A 15,919-nucleotide genomic window follows, 5' to 3' on the forward strand; every position below is an offset into this window, starting at 1 on the left:
AGTAACCTCAAAGTGAAGAGAAATAGATTAGGCAAAAGTCAGGTGACTTGTTAGACTTGTGCCGATTTTTATTTAGTTTGATGTGATTATGCAGATTCGTCAATTTCAAGCACAACGTATGCAAGCGCCTCGCGATTTTACCCCAATTGAAAATACTCCGATTTGTGTAGAAATTGGGGCAGGCAAAGGTAAACATGCTTTGCTATTTAGTGGGCAAAATCCTCAGCACACGTTATATGCAATTGAACGAACTAGAGAAAAATTCTTGGCCATGCAAAAGCAGCATGGTTTGGAACCACGAGACAACTTGGTGCCTGTACATGCAGATGCTTTACCTTGGGTTGTACATGCTCTATATCCTGCTCAAGTAGAACATTTCTTTATCCTCTATCCGAACCCAGAACCTCATAATCCAGCACAACGCTGGTTGAACATGCCATTTTTTGAGTTCCTGTTATCACGCCTGAAAACAGGTGGAACGATTACATTGGCAAGTAATATTCCTGAATATATTGAAGAAGCTGAACAACAGTTATTAAATGTGTGGAAGCTGCCTTATCAAAAAGAAAAAATTGCGCAAACTTCTGCACGTACTCATTTTGAAATTAAATATTTAGAGCGTGGCGAGCTTTGTCAGCAGCTCATTATGACCAAGCCTGAAGGTTATAAAACTCGTTTTGATGAGTTTGCACCGCTACAAGGGCAAACACATGTCGAATAAGCGGATTGCCATTATTGGTGCGGGTCCGGCTGGTTTAATGGCCGCGGAGGTGCTGAGCCAGTATGCTTATGAAATTGATGTGTTTGAGCAAAAACCTTCGGCTGCGCGTAAGTTTCTGATGGCTGGTAAAACAGGGCTAAATATCTCGCATGCTGAACCATTACCCCAGTTCATTGAACGTTATGACCATGCAGAATGGCTCAAACCGTGGGTTGAAAAATGGGATGCAGTCTGGATTCAGAACTGGATGAAAGGATTGGGAATAGACTCGTATGTGGGTAGTTCCGGTCGTATTTTTCCTGTTGAAATGAAAGCTGCTCCTTTACTTCGCGCTTGGTTAAAACGTTTAGCAGAACAGCAGGTTAAATTCTTTTATCGTCATCGTTGTATTAATTTGCATGGTACAACAGTGACTTTTGAAAACCAAAATAAACAGAATACAGAAACCTTTACCCAACAATACGATGCGGTTGTGTTGGCTTGTGGGGCTGTATCTTGGTCTCAATTGGGCAGTGATGGTGCTTGGCAACAATGGATGGATCAATCTAGTATTGAACCTTTTCAAGCAAGTAATGCAGGGGTATTGCATACTTGGTCAGCTTTTATGGAAAGCTGTTTTGGTGAGCCTTTAAAGCGTATCAATGCGTGGGTTGAACCCAGCCAAGTTACTCATGGTGATATTGTGATTACTCACTACGGTTTAGAAAGTGGGGTCATTTATAAACTCGGACGCGCCTTACGAGAACAACAAAAACAAGGAAAAAGCTTAAATCTATTTTTAGATTTATTGCCTGATGTAGAGCTTACACAGTTAGTTAAAAAGTTACAGGCTAGCAAAAAACAATCTCTCACCAATATCTGGCGTAAAGCAGGCTTAGACACAGCTAAAATTAACTTAATTAGAGAAGTGGTTGATAAAGCACTATGGAGTCAACCAGAGACGATGGCGCAAAAAATGAAAGCACTTCAAATTAAGTTAGATGGCTTTAGGCCTATTGAAGAAGCGATTAGCTGTGCTGGTGGTGTTAAGCAAGATGCATTAACAGAACGTTTAGAGCTGAAACAAACTTCAGGTGTTTTTTGCTGTGGCGAAATGCTGGATTGGGATGCTCCTACAGGGGGATATTTGCTGACAGCATGCTTTGCTACGGGACGAGCAGCTGGTGAAGGTGTGCATTCATTCTTAGAGAAATAACAACGAATTCGGTGCTATGTTTGATATGTGAAAAGTGTTATTTTTGAGCGATCAATAATAATAGGAGTCGGAATCGTATGTCTCAAGCATCGCCAGTCTATCAGGGAAGTTGTTTATGTCAGGGTATTCGCTATGAAATTAAAGGCGATATCGGAGATATTATCCAATGCCATTGTCAACGCTGCCGAAAATCCAATGGAACAGCATTTGCAACGAATGCTCCTATCAACAGTGCAGATTTTAAAATTACGCAAGGTGAAGACCTTGTCAAAAAATTTGCTGTGAATGGTGTGTACCGTTGGTTTTGTAGCGAATGTGGTTCACCGCTTATTAGCTCGCGTGATGCTCAGCCTGAACTGTATCGTTTAAGAATTGGGACTCTAGATACACCATTAGACCAAAAACCGACTATGCATATTTTTGCTGCTTCAAAGGCAGAGTGGGAATGCATCCATGACGATTTACCGCAATACGATGAACGTCCATGATTTAAAAAGTATGTTTTAATCAAATTTTAGATGATTTAATATACTTAAAACAGGGAGATGGCATTCCTCCCTTGAAAAACCGCCGTATTGGCTAATGATGCCTACGTTACCCTCATGTATTTATAGCGCTGGGTACGTAGGTTATTGCGTACTCTGCTTATTTTTGGAGTGCGCCATGTCACGTTTCCCATCATTTTTGTTTGCTCTTTTAGCATCTCACTAAAGGGATGGTCCTATGTATTATCCTTTACTTTCAATTGCCTTAGGTTCAGTGCTCGGGGCGTGGTTGCGTTGGCTTTTAGGTTTAAAACTCAACCCGATTTATCCGCAAATTCCGTTGGGTACTGTTACTGTTAATTTGGTCGGTGGCTTTATTATTGGTTTTGCGATGGCTTATTTTGCTCATAGTGATTTAAGTCCGAACTATAAACTTTTCGTAATCACAGGTTTTTGTGGTGCTTTAACTACATTCTCAACTTTCTCAATTGAGATCGTCACCTTATTGCAAAGTGGTAAGTGGGGAATGGCGATGTTGGCCATTTCTATTCATTTAATTGGGTCTTTAATTTTTACGTGTTTGGGGTTGGCGACTTATTATTGGGTAGCGGGACATTGAGTTTTTATATTTAAGAATTGAGTATGATTTCAAGTTGTGAGAGCTCATCGAAGTTGAATGTTGGGTAGGATTTTCACAACGGAGTCTTATCGTTGAGTTATCTAATGGAAGCAGCTAATTAAGTTACTTTGGTTTTGCCCAAAGTAACCAAAGGCATCTGTCATTCGCAGAACCTGTTCACTGAATCCATTTATCTTATGCTTTGCAAAAACAATCTTTTATTGACACCACGCAGGCTGCGAATGACGTTATCGCGTATCAAATGTAAGAGGTTAATAAAATAATTAAGAAAAATAAGGCATTTACTATCGTGACAGACGGCATGGATGCCGTCGTTTCGCTGTGCTACATGGATGTAGCATCAGCGCAACAAAGGATTTTTGTTACTTTTCATCCTTGAAAAGTAAGCTTAGCCTATACAATCCATCATTTGGATATCACTTCCATTTAAGGCAGTGCTCATAATAAAAATTAAGTCGTTTCTATTATTTATTTAAATCTATTATTTTTCAGTTAAAGCCTGGCCTTCAAACTTCACACCATCCCAACCATTTTGCATAAACTGACGAATATTTTGGTGGTCAGTTCCCTCTGGGGTAGCTAATACAGATGCGTAGTGCTCTGCAAATAAACTTAAAGTTTGTGCTTGGTCTAAACCTTGTAACTTGGCAAAAGAGAAAACTTTTGCACTGCCTTGATTTTCAGTTGCAGCGTTATGCTGTGCGCCATTTTGAAAAGCTGTTGGAGTATGTTGGTAGCGTGCTTCAATATAAGCTAAAACATCTGAAAATTTTGCTGTGCCTGCTTGTAATTGGGCAAGTAACTCTTGTGCCATAATCTTAAACTTCCTATCAAATGGGGCTTAAGCATAGCATTGAATACATGTTTTGAAAGCTTGAGAGCTATAAAAAATGATGAGTTGTTGAGAAAAATCAGAAGCGTTCTTGTGAAAATTGTGGATAAGTTTAACTTTATACACACCTTAGAAAATCATTGAAAAATGCACATAAAAAAAGAAGCCTAAGTGGAGGAGATGAGTCTTAGGCTTCCAATGGTTTAAGTGTATTGGTTAAAACTTAACGTAAGATTAACTCTTACGATTAAAGCGAGCGAAGCGTTTGTTAAAGCTTGCAACACGCCCTTCATTACTTGCTTGACGTACTTCACCTGTATAGAAAGGATGTGAAGCACTTGAAATATCAAGAGTCACATAAGGATAGACTTGTCCTTGATATTCTTTGGTTTGTTTAGTTTGAATAGTACTACCAATTAAGAAGTATACGTCTGCATTGGTGTCATGAAATAACACTTGTTGGTAAGCAGGATGAATATCTTTACGCATGAGAGATTGTCCTAAATTATTTTTGATTAAGGAAATGTTATAACATAACAATTAATAAGTCAATGTAACCCTAAAAGGCTACATTGATAAGTAAATTAAGTTAGTTAGAAGGTGGAACCAGCTCTTCAAATAAATCATTCAGGTTGTCATGTACTTTTAAGTGAATGAGGTTCCAGTAGTGTCCTGAAATGGTTCTATTAACCATTAATGTATCTGGTGAAGGTTTAAAGACATCCCAATATTTTAAAGACTTTTTCACGAGTAACATGCCATCATGATGGGATGAATTCTCTGCAAAATCATAGGTTGTGGTAAGTGGACGCAACAACACTTCAATCCAGAGTTTATAAAGATCGCTCGGGAATTTACCTTTTTCTGCTAGTGAATGTAGTTCGAGTAATTCTGTTTCAATTAAATCGATATCTTCATGGCGAGCTGCATTCACCAGTCGTTTGAAACTATACACAATTTCATTGGAAAGTGTTTTAACACTGCCATAGTCATAAATAATCACACTACCATCTTGGCGGAAGGCAAAGTTACCTGGGTGAGGGTCACAGTGGAAACGTTTTAAAAAGAACATTTCTTGACCTAAAGCGCGGATTAGACGACGGCCAATTGTGTTTCGAATTTCGATAGGCCAAGAACTAGCAGTTTCAATGCTGTCACCTTGTTCAAGGCTTAAGGTTAAAATACGTCTTGAAGAGTAATCTTTATAAACAGTCGGGATAATAATTTTGTCGTCTAATTTACTATGAAAAGTTTTAAAGACTTCAAGATTTTGAGCTTCGATTTCATAGTTAAGTTCTGCTGATAGACTATCTTGAATCTCTGCAAAAAGCTGATCTTGTAGCTTTTTATCAATCTTAAGTACACCCATTAAGCGAAGGGCTAAACGTACTTGTTTTAAGTCACTTTCACAGGCTTCATCAACACCAGGATATTGAACTTTAACCACAACTTGTTCGCCACTTGGCAGAACAGCTTTGTGAACTTGCCCAATCGATGCAGCAGCAAAAGGTTCTTGTTCAAAAGATTTAAAGGCAACATTCAGCGGTTTGCCAAGCTCACGTTCAACTTGTTGCTGAATCGCTGCAAAAGGCATAGCTGGAGCTTGGCGTTGTAGTTTTGATATCGCTTTGGCGACTTCGGGCGGGAAGATATCTTTATATTGCGATGCAATTTGCCCGACCTTCATGACCGCACCTTTCATTTCTCCCAAGGTGTCTGCAATTTGAAGTCCGATATCTTGAAATAATTTTGTTTTTGCAGCCAGTTTCTGTTCTTCATCCGCAGTCAAGTTTCGAATCGAGTTAGAAACGGTTTTTGTTGCAATGCTCGCGGTCATTCCTGCAAGTTTCATAAATCGTTTGCCAGGTGAACTTGCATTCTTTGCCATATCTTCGATACCTCATTGACTACAACATAATATTGCCTAGGTTTGATCATAGGTGACAAAACTTAAAAAGCCTATAAGAAATTGTTTATCTCCTGTAAGAAAATTTTCGAAAAACAAAATGTTATTTTTATAGTAAAAAATATGAAAAGCTTTTGAAAATTCATTTCATAAACAAAGCTTTAATATCTATAAAGTCACTGTTTTTTTAGTGCTAAGGTGAAGGGCATGTTAAATAAGAAATAGAGACAATAAAACTTATGACCAGTCTAAATTCGTCCTATGGGCGCTCTCAAGCGGTTCCTTTATCTGTATTTGAGCAGTCAAAAGACGCACATATTATTCGTTCTGATGAAGAGGCAATAGAGATTGCCAAGCAACTTGCTCAAGAGTTTGCCACAGAAGCATCAGATCGAGATAGAGAGCGCCGTTTACCCTTAAATGAAATTCAGCAGTTCTCACAAAGTGGCCTGTGGGCCATTACAGTACCTAAGCAATTTGGTGGGGCGCAAGTCAAGTATCGAACTTTAGCGGAAGTGATCAAAACAATTGCGAGTGTTGATCCTTCTCTTGCTCAATTGCCTCAAAACCACTTGGCTTTTATTGAACATTTAAGACTAGATGCGAAACCTGAACAGCAACAATTCTTCTTTAACTTGGTGTTAAGAGGAATTCGTTTTGGGAATGCATTTTCCGAAAAACACAGTAAGACAGTAGCAGACCTCACTACCACATTACGAAAGACCGAGCATGGTTATGAAATTAATGGCAAGAAATTCTTTGCAACGGGTGCCTTGCTCGCACATTGGATTCCAATTGTTGCTGTAAATGAACTAGGACAACCTTATGCTGCACTTGTGCCACGTGAAACATCTGGGGTCAATATTATTAATGACTGGTCTGGTTTTGGACAACGTACTACAGCTAGTGGCACGGTAGAGCTGAATCAGGTGCCAGTACGTGAAGAATATCTAGTTCCAATTTACCAAGCATTTGAGCGCCCAACACCAGCAGGTGCTATTTCTCAGTTTATTCAGGCTGCGGTCGATGCCGGTATTGCGCGTGGTGCAATTGAAGAAACGATTCAATATGTCAAAAACTATAGCCGTGCATGGATTGATTCAGGTCTGGAAAAAGCCAGTGATGACCCTTACACCATTGCAAATATTGGTGACCTAAAAATCAAACTGCGTGCAGCAGAAGCGGTATTGGATTTGGCTGGAGATGCAATTGATCAGGCCATTGCCAACACCACCGAAGAACATGTAAACCAAGCCACTCTATTGGTTGCCGAGGCAAAAGTACTCACCACAGAAATTGCTATTTTGGCAGCCAATAAACTTTTTGAGTTGTCGGGTACGCGTTCTACTTTATCTGAACTCAACCTTGACCGTCACTGGCGCAATGCCCGTACCCACACTTTGCATGACCCTGTGCGTTGGAAATATCACATTGTTGGTAACTATTATCTCAATGGGGTTCAGCCACCTCGTCATGCATGGAGCTAAATTGAAAGAAAAAACAAAATTAGGAGAATAACGATGACAACAGCTCAAATTGAATTAGAAGAACTGTCGGTCGGTGCTGATTACGAAAAGGTTGCAAACAGATTCCGTCCCATTTTCGAAAAAATTGCACAAGGTGCAATTCAACGGGAAAAAGAGCGAATCTTGCCTTTTGAGCCGATTCAGTGGTTAAAAGAAGCCAAATTGGGCGCTGTACGAATACCCCGTAAATATGGTGGAGATGGGGTTTCATTACCTCAACTGTTCCAGCTTTTGGCAGAGTTAGCAGAAGCTGACTCCAATATTGTGCAAGCTCTACGAGGTCATTTTGCATTTGTTGAAGATCGCTTGGTTGCTCATAAAGAACATTCTCAGGAAGTCTGGTTTCAGCGCTTTGTACAAGGTGATTTAGTCGGGAATGCGTGGACAGAAGTTGGAAACGTACAGATCGGCGATGTCGTTACTCGTGTCACCAAAGACGCTTCGGGTAACTTGGTGGTAAATGGTGAAAAGTACTATTCAACCGGTAGTATCTTTGCAGACTGGATTGATTTATTTGCTTACGATGAAGTAAATGACCGTCATGTGATTGCTGCTATTTACCGCCATGAAACAGGGGTGAGCGTGATTGATGACTGGGATGGTTTTGGTCAAAAGACAACGGGCAGTGGTACTTTAAAAGTACATCAGGTTCATTTGCCAGCTTCACACCTTATTCCATTTGACCAACGTTTTAAATATCAGACCGCTTTTTATCAGGTGGTGCATCTTGCAACTTTAACGGGTATTGCGCGTGCCGCGGTTGAGACGTTTAGTCAGGAAATTCGTGAACGTAAACGTATTTTTAGTCATGGTAATGGGGACTTAGTTCGTCACGACCCACAAGTTTTACAAGTGGTTGGCAAAGCCTCAGCTCAAGCGTATGCAAGTGAAGCAATTACCTTAAAAACCGCTGAGGCACTGCAAAAAGCCTATGAAAGTCATTTTGCCGAATCCGAAGTGAAAGAGCATCAATTCAATGTAGATGCCGAGCTTGAGTCGGCACAAGGGCAGGTCGTAATTTCTAACCTAGTGCTTGATTTAACAAGTCAGTTATTTAATGCCTTGGGTGCATCGGCAAGTAGCCAAGTGAAACAACTTGACCGTTTCTGGCGTAATGCGCGGACTGTGTCTTCACATAATCCACTTATTTACAAAGAAAAGGTGATTGGAGATTGGGAAGTAAACCGTACGGATTTACCATTTGTCTGGCAAATTGGAGCAAGCCCACGGGCAAAGACTGCATAAAATAAAAAAAGCCGATGTTTCATCGGCTTTTTTATTAGGTTTGACTTAAACGTTTGGTATTCAAATAGAGTCGTGAGAGCAATAAAACACAGGCAATACTTAAACCAATAATTAAACCTAACCACACACCAGCTACGCCCCACTCGGTATAACGCGCTAAATAAAGACCGATTGGAAAAGCAATTACCCAATATGCCATTAAAGTGATCCACATCGGTGCCTGAGTATCTTGCATCCCTCTTAAACAGCCGGCAGCGCTAACTTGTAGGGCATCCATTAATTGATATGCCATTGCAAACCAGAGCAAATACATGGCAACCGGGACAACATTTATATCTTGAGTATAAACCGAGACAATTTGTTCACGGCCTAGAGCAATAAAAGACATGGTCAATAGAGCAAAAAATACTGCTGTGCTTAGACCAATTTTTTGTACTTGGTACATGGAAGCCCAGTTCTTTTCACCATAATATGTTCCCACGCGAATGGTTAAAGCAATGGCAAGAGAAAGTGGAATCATAAACAGTACCGAAGTGACTGAAATTGCTACTTGGTGTGCGGCAATAAAGACTTCCCCTAGAGGGCTAAGGACCAATGCCCCTGTACTAAAAATACTCACTTCAAAAAACACAGCTAAACCAATTGGCAGACCAAGCTGTAAAATTCTTTTAACCCAAGTCAGGTTAATTTTATCGAATCTGCTAAAAATAGATGTGTTTCGATAAGCCGAAGCCTTATAAATATAGCCTGCTAACGTAATGAGCATCAGCCACTGTAAAATGGATGTTGCAAAACCACAGCCTGCGCTACCCAAAGCAGGTATTGGTCCTAAGCCATACATAAAAATCATGTTAAGCGGGATTAAAACCACTAAGGCTAGTAAGCTAATGACCGTTACAGGGCGGGGATGGCCTAATGCTTCGGAATAGCCTCGTAGCGCTGCATACATGGTTACAGCGGGCATACCCAAACCAATTGCATGTAAGAATAAACTGGCTTTAGGTTGTAAACTTTCTGGTACGCCAAACACATGTAAGAAAAATGGCATAAGCTGCAAAATGAGCATTGCCAATATCCCTAGAATTACTGCAACCCATAATGATTGGCGGACAATCACTGGAATTTGCTCTGTATTTCTAGCGCCTTTTGCTTCGGCAACTAATGGTGTGGTTGCAATCATGATGCCACTGAACAAGAGCATGACTGGAATCCATAAGCCTACACCTACCGCAATAGCGGCTAAGTCTGCGGCAGATAAATGCCCAGCCATAATGGTATCAATTAACCCGAACCCTGCTTGAGCAAACTGCGTAATTAAAATAGGTAACATTAAATGGAAGAGTTGTTTTAATTCAGACCGAAACGACGTGACATTCGACACAAAAGGTACTCTTTATAAATATAAAAAATGAAACTAGCGTTGCAAGGTAAGTAATACACCAACAAAGATGACCACTCCACCTAGAAACCGTTGCCATGTAACAGGTGTCTTTTCGGTACCTAACCAGCCAAAATGGTCAAGTAACATAGAAATGACCAATTGCCCAAAAACGACTAACCCTGTAAAGGTTAAAAAACCAAGCTTAGGTGCAGTATAAATGCTCATGCTAATTGCATAAACCCCAAGGAATCCTCCGGTCCAGAGAAGCCATGGAATATTGGATATTTCACTTAAACTCGGTTTCTCGGCACTTTGGAAGAACACCATAATGGCTAAGACGATAGTACCTATGAAAAATGATAACAATGCTGCTTGCAAAGGTGAGTGTAATTGCTCACGAAGCTGAGCATTAATTGCAGTCTGAAAAGCCATGGCAACACCGATTCCCATAGCTAATGGTAAGATCAGGAAAAGTTGACTAGAGAATTTCATCATTTTTATCAATATTTAAGTATGTTTAAAAACAGTCTAAAGCAATTAAGGTATGTTTTCATAAGCCCATTGATGCAGTCATGTTAAAATAGAAATATTGTGTAAATTGGACCCTGTTCCTTGGCCGTATTAAATCCTGCTTCTGTTCCTTTATCTTTATATATCCACATGCCTTGGTGCGTGCGTAAATGTCCCTATTGCGACTTCAACTCACATGCCGTGCCTGATGGTGCGCTTTCGGCAGAACTCGAGCAAACTTATTTAAAAGCATTGGTGGCCGACTTTGAAACTCAAGTCGAGATGGCACAAGGACGTTCAATTCACAGTGTATTTATTGGTGGTGGAACACCTTCACTTATTTCTGCCAAAGGCTATGCATGGCTATTTGAACAGCTTAAATCGCTGCTTAACTTTGAAGATGACTGTGAAATTACTTTAGAAGCTAATCCGGGAACACTAGAGCATGACCCGTTTGCAGGCTATTTAGAAGCAGGAATTAATCGTTTGTCGATTGGTGTACAGACTTTTAATACCGATCACTTGCAAAAACTTGGGCGTATTCATTCAGCCAACAATGCTATGGATGCAATTGAGCAGGCACGACAAGCAGGCTTTAAGCGAGTTAATGTTGATTTAATGCATGGCTTGCCTGAACAAACACTAGAGCAAGCACTTTATGATTTAAAGACGGCTGTAGAGCAGGGTGCAACACATATCAGCTGGTATCAACTGACCATTGAACCAAATACTGTATTTTTCCGAACACAACCTGTTTTACCTCAAGATGAGGTGTTAGAAGATATTCAAGAGCAAGGTGAAGCCTATCTAAAAGCAAATGGCTTTATCAATTATGAAGTGTCAGCTTGGCGTAAAGAGCAGCCTTCAGCTCATAATTTAAATTATTGGCAATTTGGTGATTATCTTGCGATTGGTGCAGGAGCACATGGCAAAGTAACCCGACCAGATGGTGTATATCGTTTTCAAAAGACTCGTTTACCGAAAGACTATTTGGCTAAGGTTCCAGCCGAACATTTGCAAATGAAAAAGATTGAAGCAGATGAACTATCTTTTGAGTTTATGATGAACGCTTTACGTTTAAATGATGGGGTAAAAGCTGAGTTATATGAACAGCGCACAGGCTTAAGTTTAGATGATTTAAATGATGTACTTACTTCATTGCGTTCGAGAAAGTTATTGGTAGAGGATAGCGATCGATTGGCCTGTACAGAGCAGGGGCATATTTTCTTAAACTCGGTACTCGAAGAGTTCTTATAATTAAATCAATATTAAGAAAAAGCCGCACGATGAGATGCGGCTTTTTTAATTTTAGCGGGTGGTATAACCACCATTTGCGAAAATCGTCTGACCTGTAATCCACCAACCGTCGGTGACTAAGAAACGGACTAATGGCTCAATATCTTCAATTTTAGTAAGTCCACCTAAAGCTGAAGCTGATTTATGGTAAGCGACTGCTTCGGCAGACTCTTGACCATAAAAGAATGGTGTGTCCATTGGTCCCGGTGCAACAGCAGTCACAGAAATTTGGCGATCTCCAAATTCTTTCGATGCCGTCCGGGTGTAATGCTCAACAGGTGCTTTTAAGCCTTCATAGGTTGAATAGAACCCTGTGTAAGCAGCCAGAAGAGAAGTTACGATTGAACAGATTTTTCCGCCGTTATTTAAATGTCGACCCGCCGATTGAATAAAGAAATAGGCAATTTTTGAGTTGATATCACTCATGCTATCAAACTCTTGTTCGGTGGTTTCTAAAATCGGTTTTTTAAGGACTTTTCCGATGGTATTAATCGCAATATCGATACCACCAAAATGCTGCTTAGTGTCTAAGAATAGCTTCTCGATGTTATCGATATCTGTTAGATCTGCCTGAATTAGAATTGCATCTGCACCCAAGGCTTTTACGTCTGCGAGTGTTTGCTCGGCATTTGCCTGAGTTTCCGAACTATTATAATGAATTGCGAGTTTTGCACCCTGTTCTGCAAATTTACGACTAATGAGTCCGCCTAGGTTTTTAGCACCGCCAGTAATCAATACAACTTTATCTTTGAGGCTATGAGTTGTCATGATGATTGTTCCTATGATGACTTGTTTTAGTGTTTTTAAGTCTAGATTGGCAGTAATTTGTGATCAATTATGCTAGTTTGGTTTAACTATTCAGAAAATACGAACAATTAAAATGGATCGGTTGCAGCAATTTTATATTTTTACAGAAGTCGCTAAACGACAAAGCTTTAGTGAGGTAGCAAATCAGCTTGATTTACCTCGCTCGACAGTGACGAGTGCCATTCAACAGTTAGAAACTCACTATGGAGTACGCTTATTTCATCGTACTACCCGTAAAGTCAGTCTTACTCAAGATGGCCAACGAATATTGCCAGAATGCCAAAACCTGTTGTTTGATTATGAACAATTAGAACAGTTGATTCAGACACAAAAACAGCATTACCGGGGCACATTAAAAATTTCGATGCCTAGCCGGATTGTGCATCAAGTGATTATTCCTGAGCTGCCTGATTTTTATCATCGTTATCCGGATATTCATTTACAGCTCAATAGTTCTGATGACCTGACTGACTTAATTGAAAAGGGAATTGACTGTGTTGTTCGGGTAGGAGAACTAGATAACAGTAGTTTAATTGCAAGATTTATTGGTCATTTGGTGATGGTGAATTGTGCCAGCACGCAATATTTACAAGATTATGGTATTCCTGAGCAGTTAAATGATCTTGAACAGCATAAATTAATTAATTACGCAGGAGCTGTAGGAGAAAAGCAGGGAGAATTTATATATCAAGGTGGAACTGTGATGATGGATAGTGCTTTAAGTGTGAACAATACCGAGGCCTATATCGCCGCCGCTTGTGCAGGTTTGGGAATTATTCAACTTCCTTATTATGATGTTCAGGATAAAATTGAACAGGGGATTTTAGTTGAAGTACTGAGTGCTTACAGTGCACCATCGCTTCCACTTAATATTTTGTATCCCAACAGGAGTTATATTCCAAAGCGACTAGAAGTTTTTATGAATTGGGTGGGGGAAGTTTTAAATCGCAAATGTATCGTCATCTTTTAGTCATAAAAAGAAAATAGGATAACAATAAAAAAAGCCTCTCGAACTGAGAGGCTTTTTAGAATTTGGTGGGTCGTCCGCGACTCGAACGCGGGACCAACGGATTAAAAGTCCGCTGCTCTACCAACTGAGCTAACGACCCAAATAGGTTCAAAACTAATAAGTGGTGGGTCGTCCGCGACTCGAACGCGGGACCAACGGATTAAAAGTCCGCTGCTCTACCAACTGAGCTAACGACCCTGAGCGAGAATTAAGTAAAACCTTGTTTTACTTGAATGCAGGAGAAAATCTATAATTTTCTTTAGCATTCAAACTCGAACTGACTCAGAGAGAAGTAACACTTCTAAACACTGTATCGTTTTGATGTCGCGTATTTTAGCAAGTTATTCAACTAACACAAGAGGAAATTTAAAAACATTTGCATGATTGCTTATAAAAAGCACGATTTCCTCTTGTTTAGCTAAAAAATAAACTAAAAACGGTATTTATACGCCTGAATATTGTCAAAAATTTCAGTTGTGATATCACAATAACAGCTTGCACCAGGTAATAAAGCGAGTAAACGTTCAGAAGTTTTGCTTGGATTAAACGCTTCTTCCTTCAGTTTATTCTTCTGATATTTAAATGTACCTGTTGTTTCGACCTTTTTTTGTACACGTAAAAATACAGGTACTGCATAGGTAGGTAAACATTTCTTAAATACGGTCACCATTTCGGTTAAATCAGCATCATTTAGCTCTTCACCATCTGCGAGAGTGATCGCTGCCATACCAGCACGGCCATTAGTATTTGGAATTTCTACCCCATAAACGACAGCTTCGGCAATTTTGTCGTATTCGCATACCATGTTTTCAACTTCAGTCGTTGATACGTTTTCACCTTTCCATCGGAAAGTATCACCTAGACGGTCAACGAACTGTGCATGACGGAAGCCGATATCACGGACCAAATCACCTGTGTTGAAATAAGAATCGCCTTTCTTGAAGACATCTTTCCAGATCACAGACTTGTTCTTTTCAGGGTCGGTGTAACCATCAAATGGCGAGCGGCTGGTAATTTTCCCGATGAGTAGGCCAACTTCACCTGCTTTTACTTTCTGGCACCAGCCATTTTTATCGCGTATTGGCTCGTTTTTCTCTTTATCGAACTGGATAATGGCATATGGAGTAGGAGAGAAGCCAACCGTATTGTCAAAGTTGAAAATATTACTAAATCCAACATTGCCTTCACTCGATGCATAAAGCTCAAGTACTTCTTTAACACCAAAGCGTTGTTTGAACTTGTCCCAGATATTTGGGCGCATACCATTACCAATCATTTTGGTTACACGATGGTTGCGGTCAAGCTCGGTGACAGGAGCATCCATCAAGTAGCGGCAAAGTTCACCAACATAACCAATGGCAGACGCATTAAATTTTTGAACATCTTTCCAGAATGCGCTAGTCGAATATTTACGTCGAATCGCAAGTGTTGCACTGCCTGCGATAACGCCACACCAGCAAACCACCACGCCTGTTGCATGGTAAAGCGGTAAGGTCACGTACATGACGTCATCTGGTCCTAAGTTTAAGATATGACCATAGGTGCCATACGCTAATGTCCAGCGACTGTGCTTGAAAATAACCGCCTTTGGTAAACCTGTTGTACCTGATGTGTAGATATAGAACAGACCATCGTTACCTGTGACAGAGCGGGTAGTAGACGGATTGAATTTTGGAAATTGATCAATTTGATCCGCAAGATTGACATAGCCTTCAGGCGCTGTACCCGAGTTTTGACGTGTTGCCTGATCTGCGAACCAGTGGAAGCGGTCTTTAGGTACATTTAAGTCCTGACGAATTTCATCAATAGCAGCTCGGACTTCTTCACCCGCAATAACGGCAATAGGTTTTACAAGATTGATGCTATGAGCGAGAACCTTACCGACTTGAGATGTATTTACAAGTGCAATTGTCACACCAACTTTGGCTAAACCAACAATTGTTGCAATCAGCTCAGAGCGGTTTTCAATCATTACAGCAATGACGTCCCCTTTACGCGCTCCGAGAGAAAGGTAGTAATGGGAAATCTGGTTTGCCCATTCATTTAAAGCTTCATAAGAATAACTTTGATCTTCAAATAATAATGCCGTGCCTTTCGGATTTCTTTTAACAGCTTTTTCAAAAGCAATACCCAAACCTGTTGGAGTATTTGATGTTCTTAAATAAGCCTGTTTAAGACCATTTAGGATATGGGGTACTTTGGGAATGAAGCTAGGAAGTCTTGTGGCAACATCACCAAGCGTAATGATATCGGTCTGTGTTGTCTGGCTCATATCAATCCTATTTATTTTTCGATCAATCCAAAAAAGGTTGTGTGGGCAAAAAGTCCAATAGTTTTCATGGTTCACCATGCTTTTAAAACTTTTC

15 protein-coding genes, 2 tRNA genes and 1 riboswitch are annotated in these 15,919 nt (G+C 40.2%); of the genes, 8 read left to right on the top strand and 9 right to left on the bottom strand.

Annotation, left to right across the window (positions count from 1 at the left end):
- Positions 1 to 82: 82 nt before the first annotated feature.
- From MKL62_RS05140 to crcB, 4 genes are all read left to right on the top strand, one after another.
- Positions 83 to 721 (top strand): class I SAM-dependent methyltransferase, encoded by a 639-nt coding sequence (locus tag MKL62_RS05140; RefSeq protein WP_014466029.1) that lies wholly within the window; start codon positions 83 to 85, stop codon positions 719 to 721.
- Positions 711 to 1,916, top strand: coding sequence for a TIGR03862 family flavoprotein (locus MKL62_RS05145; protein WP_005129803.1), 1,206 nt, complete (start codon positions 711 to 713; stop codon positions 1,914 to 1,916). The genes MKL62_RS05140 and MKL62_RS05145 overlap by 11 nt, the downstream gene beginning before the upstream one ends.
- A gap of 77 nt (positions 1,917 to 1,993) precedes the next feature.
- Positions 1,994 to 2,404, top strand: a complete 411-nt coding sequence (locus MKL62_RS05150) for a GFA family protein (protein WP_000075984.1) — start codon at positions 1,994 to 1,996, stop codon at positions 2,402 to 2,404.
- Positions 2,405 to 2,448: 44 nt separating this feature from the next.
- A riboswitch (Fluoride riboswitch) is annotated at positions 2,449 to 2,515 on the top strand.
- Between the two features lie 124 nt (positions 2,516 to 2,639).
- A complete protein-coding gene (gene crcB / locus MKL62_RS05155; RefSeq protein ID WP_005129802.1) occupies positions 2,640 to 3,020 on the top strand; it encodes a fluoride efflux transporter CrcB in 381 nt (126 codons plus the stop codon).
- 502 nt (positions 3,021 to 3,522) lie between these two features.
- Here the strand turns inward: crcB and MKL62_RS05160 are convergent.
- The 3 genes from MKL62_RS05160 to MKL62_RS05170 all read right to left on the bottom strand — a co-directional run bounded on the left by MKL62_RS05160 (position 3,523) and on the right by MKL62_RS05170 (position 5,761).
- Positions 3,523 to 3,855: a HopJ type III effector protein gene (locus MKL62_RS05160; RefSeq protein ID WP_000046495.1), complete on the bottom strand. Its 333-nt coding sequence runs from the start codon at positions 3,853 to 3,855 to the stop codon at positions 3,523 to 3,525.
- A gap of 252 nt (positions 3,856 to 4,107) precedes the next feature.
- Positions 4,108 to 4,362: a type B 50S ribosomal protein L31 gene (locus MKL62_RS05165; protein ID WP_001224256.1), complete on the bottom strand. Its 255-nt coding sequence runs from the start codon at positions 4,360 to 4,362 to the stop codon at positions 4,108 to 4,110.
- Positions 4,363 to 4,462: 100 nt separating this feature from the next.
- Positions 4,463 to 5,761 (bottom strand): ABC1 kinase family protein, encoded by a 1,299-nt coding sequence (locus MKL62_RS05170; protein WP_001096918.1) that lies wholly within the window; start codon positions 5,759 to 5,761, stop codon positions 4,463 to 4,465.
- A gap of 257 nt (positions 5,762 to 6,018) precedes the next feature.
- On the opposite strand from MKL62_RS05170, the gene MKL62_RS05175 reads away from it, so the two are divergent.
- Complete coding sequence (locus MKL62_RS05175; protein WP_005129801.1) at positions 6,019 to 7,266, top strand: SfnB family sulfur acquisition oxidoreductase; 1,248 nt, start codon at positions 6,019 to 6,021, stop codon at positions 7,264 to 7,266.
- Between the two features lie 33 nt (positions 7,267 to 7,299).
- Entirely contained in the window at positions 7,300 to 8,550 is a 1,251-nt protein-coding gene (locus MKL62_RS05180) for an acyl-CoA dehydrogenase family protein (protein ID WP_000205418.1), read from the top strand.
- 34 nt (positions 8,551 to 8,584) lie between these two features.
- Here the strand turns inward: MKL62_RS05180 and abeM are convergent, their stop codons facing one another.
- Together abeM and MKL62_RS05190 are read right to left on the bottom strand one after the other, a co-directional pair.
- Complete coding sequence (abeM, locus tag MKL62_RS05185; RefSeq protein ID WP_005129800.1) at positions 8,585 to 9,931, bottom strand: multidrug efflux MATE transporter AbeM; 1,347 nt, start codon at positions 9,929 to 9,931, stop codon at positions 8,585 to 8,587.
- A 33-nt stretch (positions 9,932 to 9,964) separates the two neighbouring features.
- Positions 9,965 to 10,426, bottom strand: a complete 462-nt coding sequence (locus MKL62_RS05190; RefSeq protein ID WP_001984522.1) for a DMT family transporter — start codon at positions 10,424 to 10,426, stop codon at positions 9,965 to 9,967.
- A 117-nt stretch (positions 10,427 to 10,543) separates the two neighbouring features.
- On the opposite strand from MKL62_RS05190, the gene hemW reads away from it, so the two are divergent.
- A complete protein-coding gene (gene hemW, locus MKL62_RS05195) occupies positions 10,544 to 11,698 on the top strand; it encodes a radical SAM family heme chaperone HemW (protein WP_005129799.1) in 1,155 nt (384 codons plus the stop codon).
- 51 nt (positions 11,699 to 11,749) lie between these two features.
- Here hemW and MKL62_RS05200 read toward each other — a convergent pair whose 3' ends face one another.
- The gene (locus tag MKL62_RS05200) at positions 11,750 to 12,505 is read right to left on the bottom strand and encodes an SDR family oxidoreductase (RefSeq protein WP_005129797.1); all 756 of its coding nucleotides are present in this window, start codon (positions 12,503 to 12,505) and stop codon (positions 11,750 to 11,752) included.
- 112 nt (positions 12,506 to 12,617) lie between these two features.
- Here MKL62_RS05200 and MKL62_RS05205 point away from each other — a divergent pair, with 112 nt between their 5' ends.
- Positions 12,618 to 13,514, top strand: a complete 897-nt coding sequence (locus tag MKL62_RS05205) for a LysR family transcriptional regulator (protein WP_000375499.1) — start codon at positions 12,618 to 12,620, stop codon at positions 13,512 to 13,514.
- 63 nt (positions 13,515 to 13,577) lie between these two features.
- Here MKL62_RS05205 and MKL62_RS05210 read toward each other — a convergent pair.
- The 3 genes from MKL62_RS05210 to MKL62_RS05220 form a co-directional block, all read right to left on the bottom strand.
- A tRNA-Lys gene (locus MKL62_RS05210) sits at positions 13,578 to 13,653 on the bottom strand.
- Positions 13,654 to 13,675: 22 nt separating this feature from the next.
- Positions 13,676 to 13,751: transfer RNA gene (locus MKL62_RS05215), tRNA-Lys, on the bottom strand.
- Positions 13,752 to 13,983: 232 nt separating this feature from the next.
- Positions 13,984 to 15,825, bottom strand: coding sequence for a long-chain-acyl-CoA synthetase (locus tag MKL62_RS05220; RefSeq protein ID WP_000084325.1), 1,842 nt, complete (start codon positions 15,823 to 15,825; stop codon positions 13,984 to 13,986).
- Positions 15,826 to 15,919: the final 94 nt, after the last annotated feature.

The organism is Acinetobacter sp. AOR01_HL (assembly GCF_027855455.1).
Lineage (GTDB): Bacteria > Pseudomonadota > Gammaproteobacteria > Pseudomonadales > Moraxellaceae > Acinetobacter > Acinetobacter baumannii.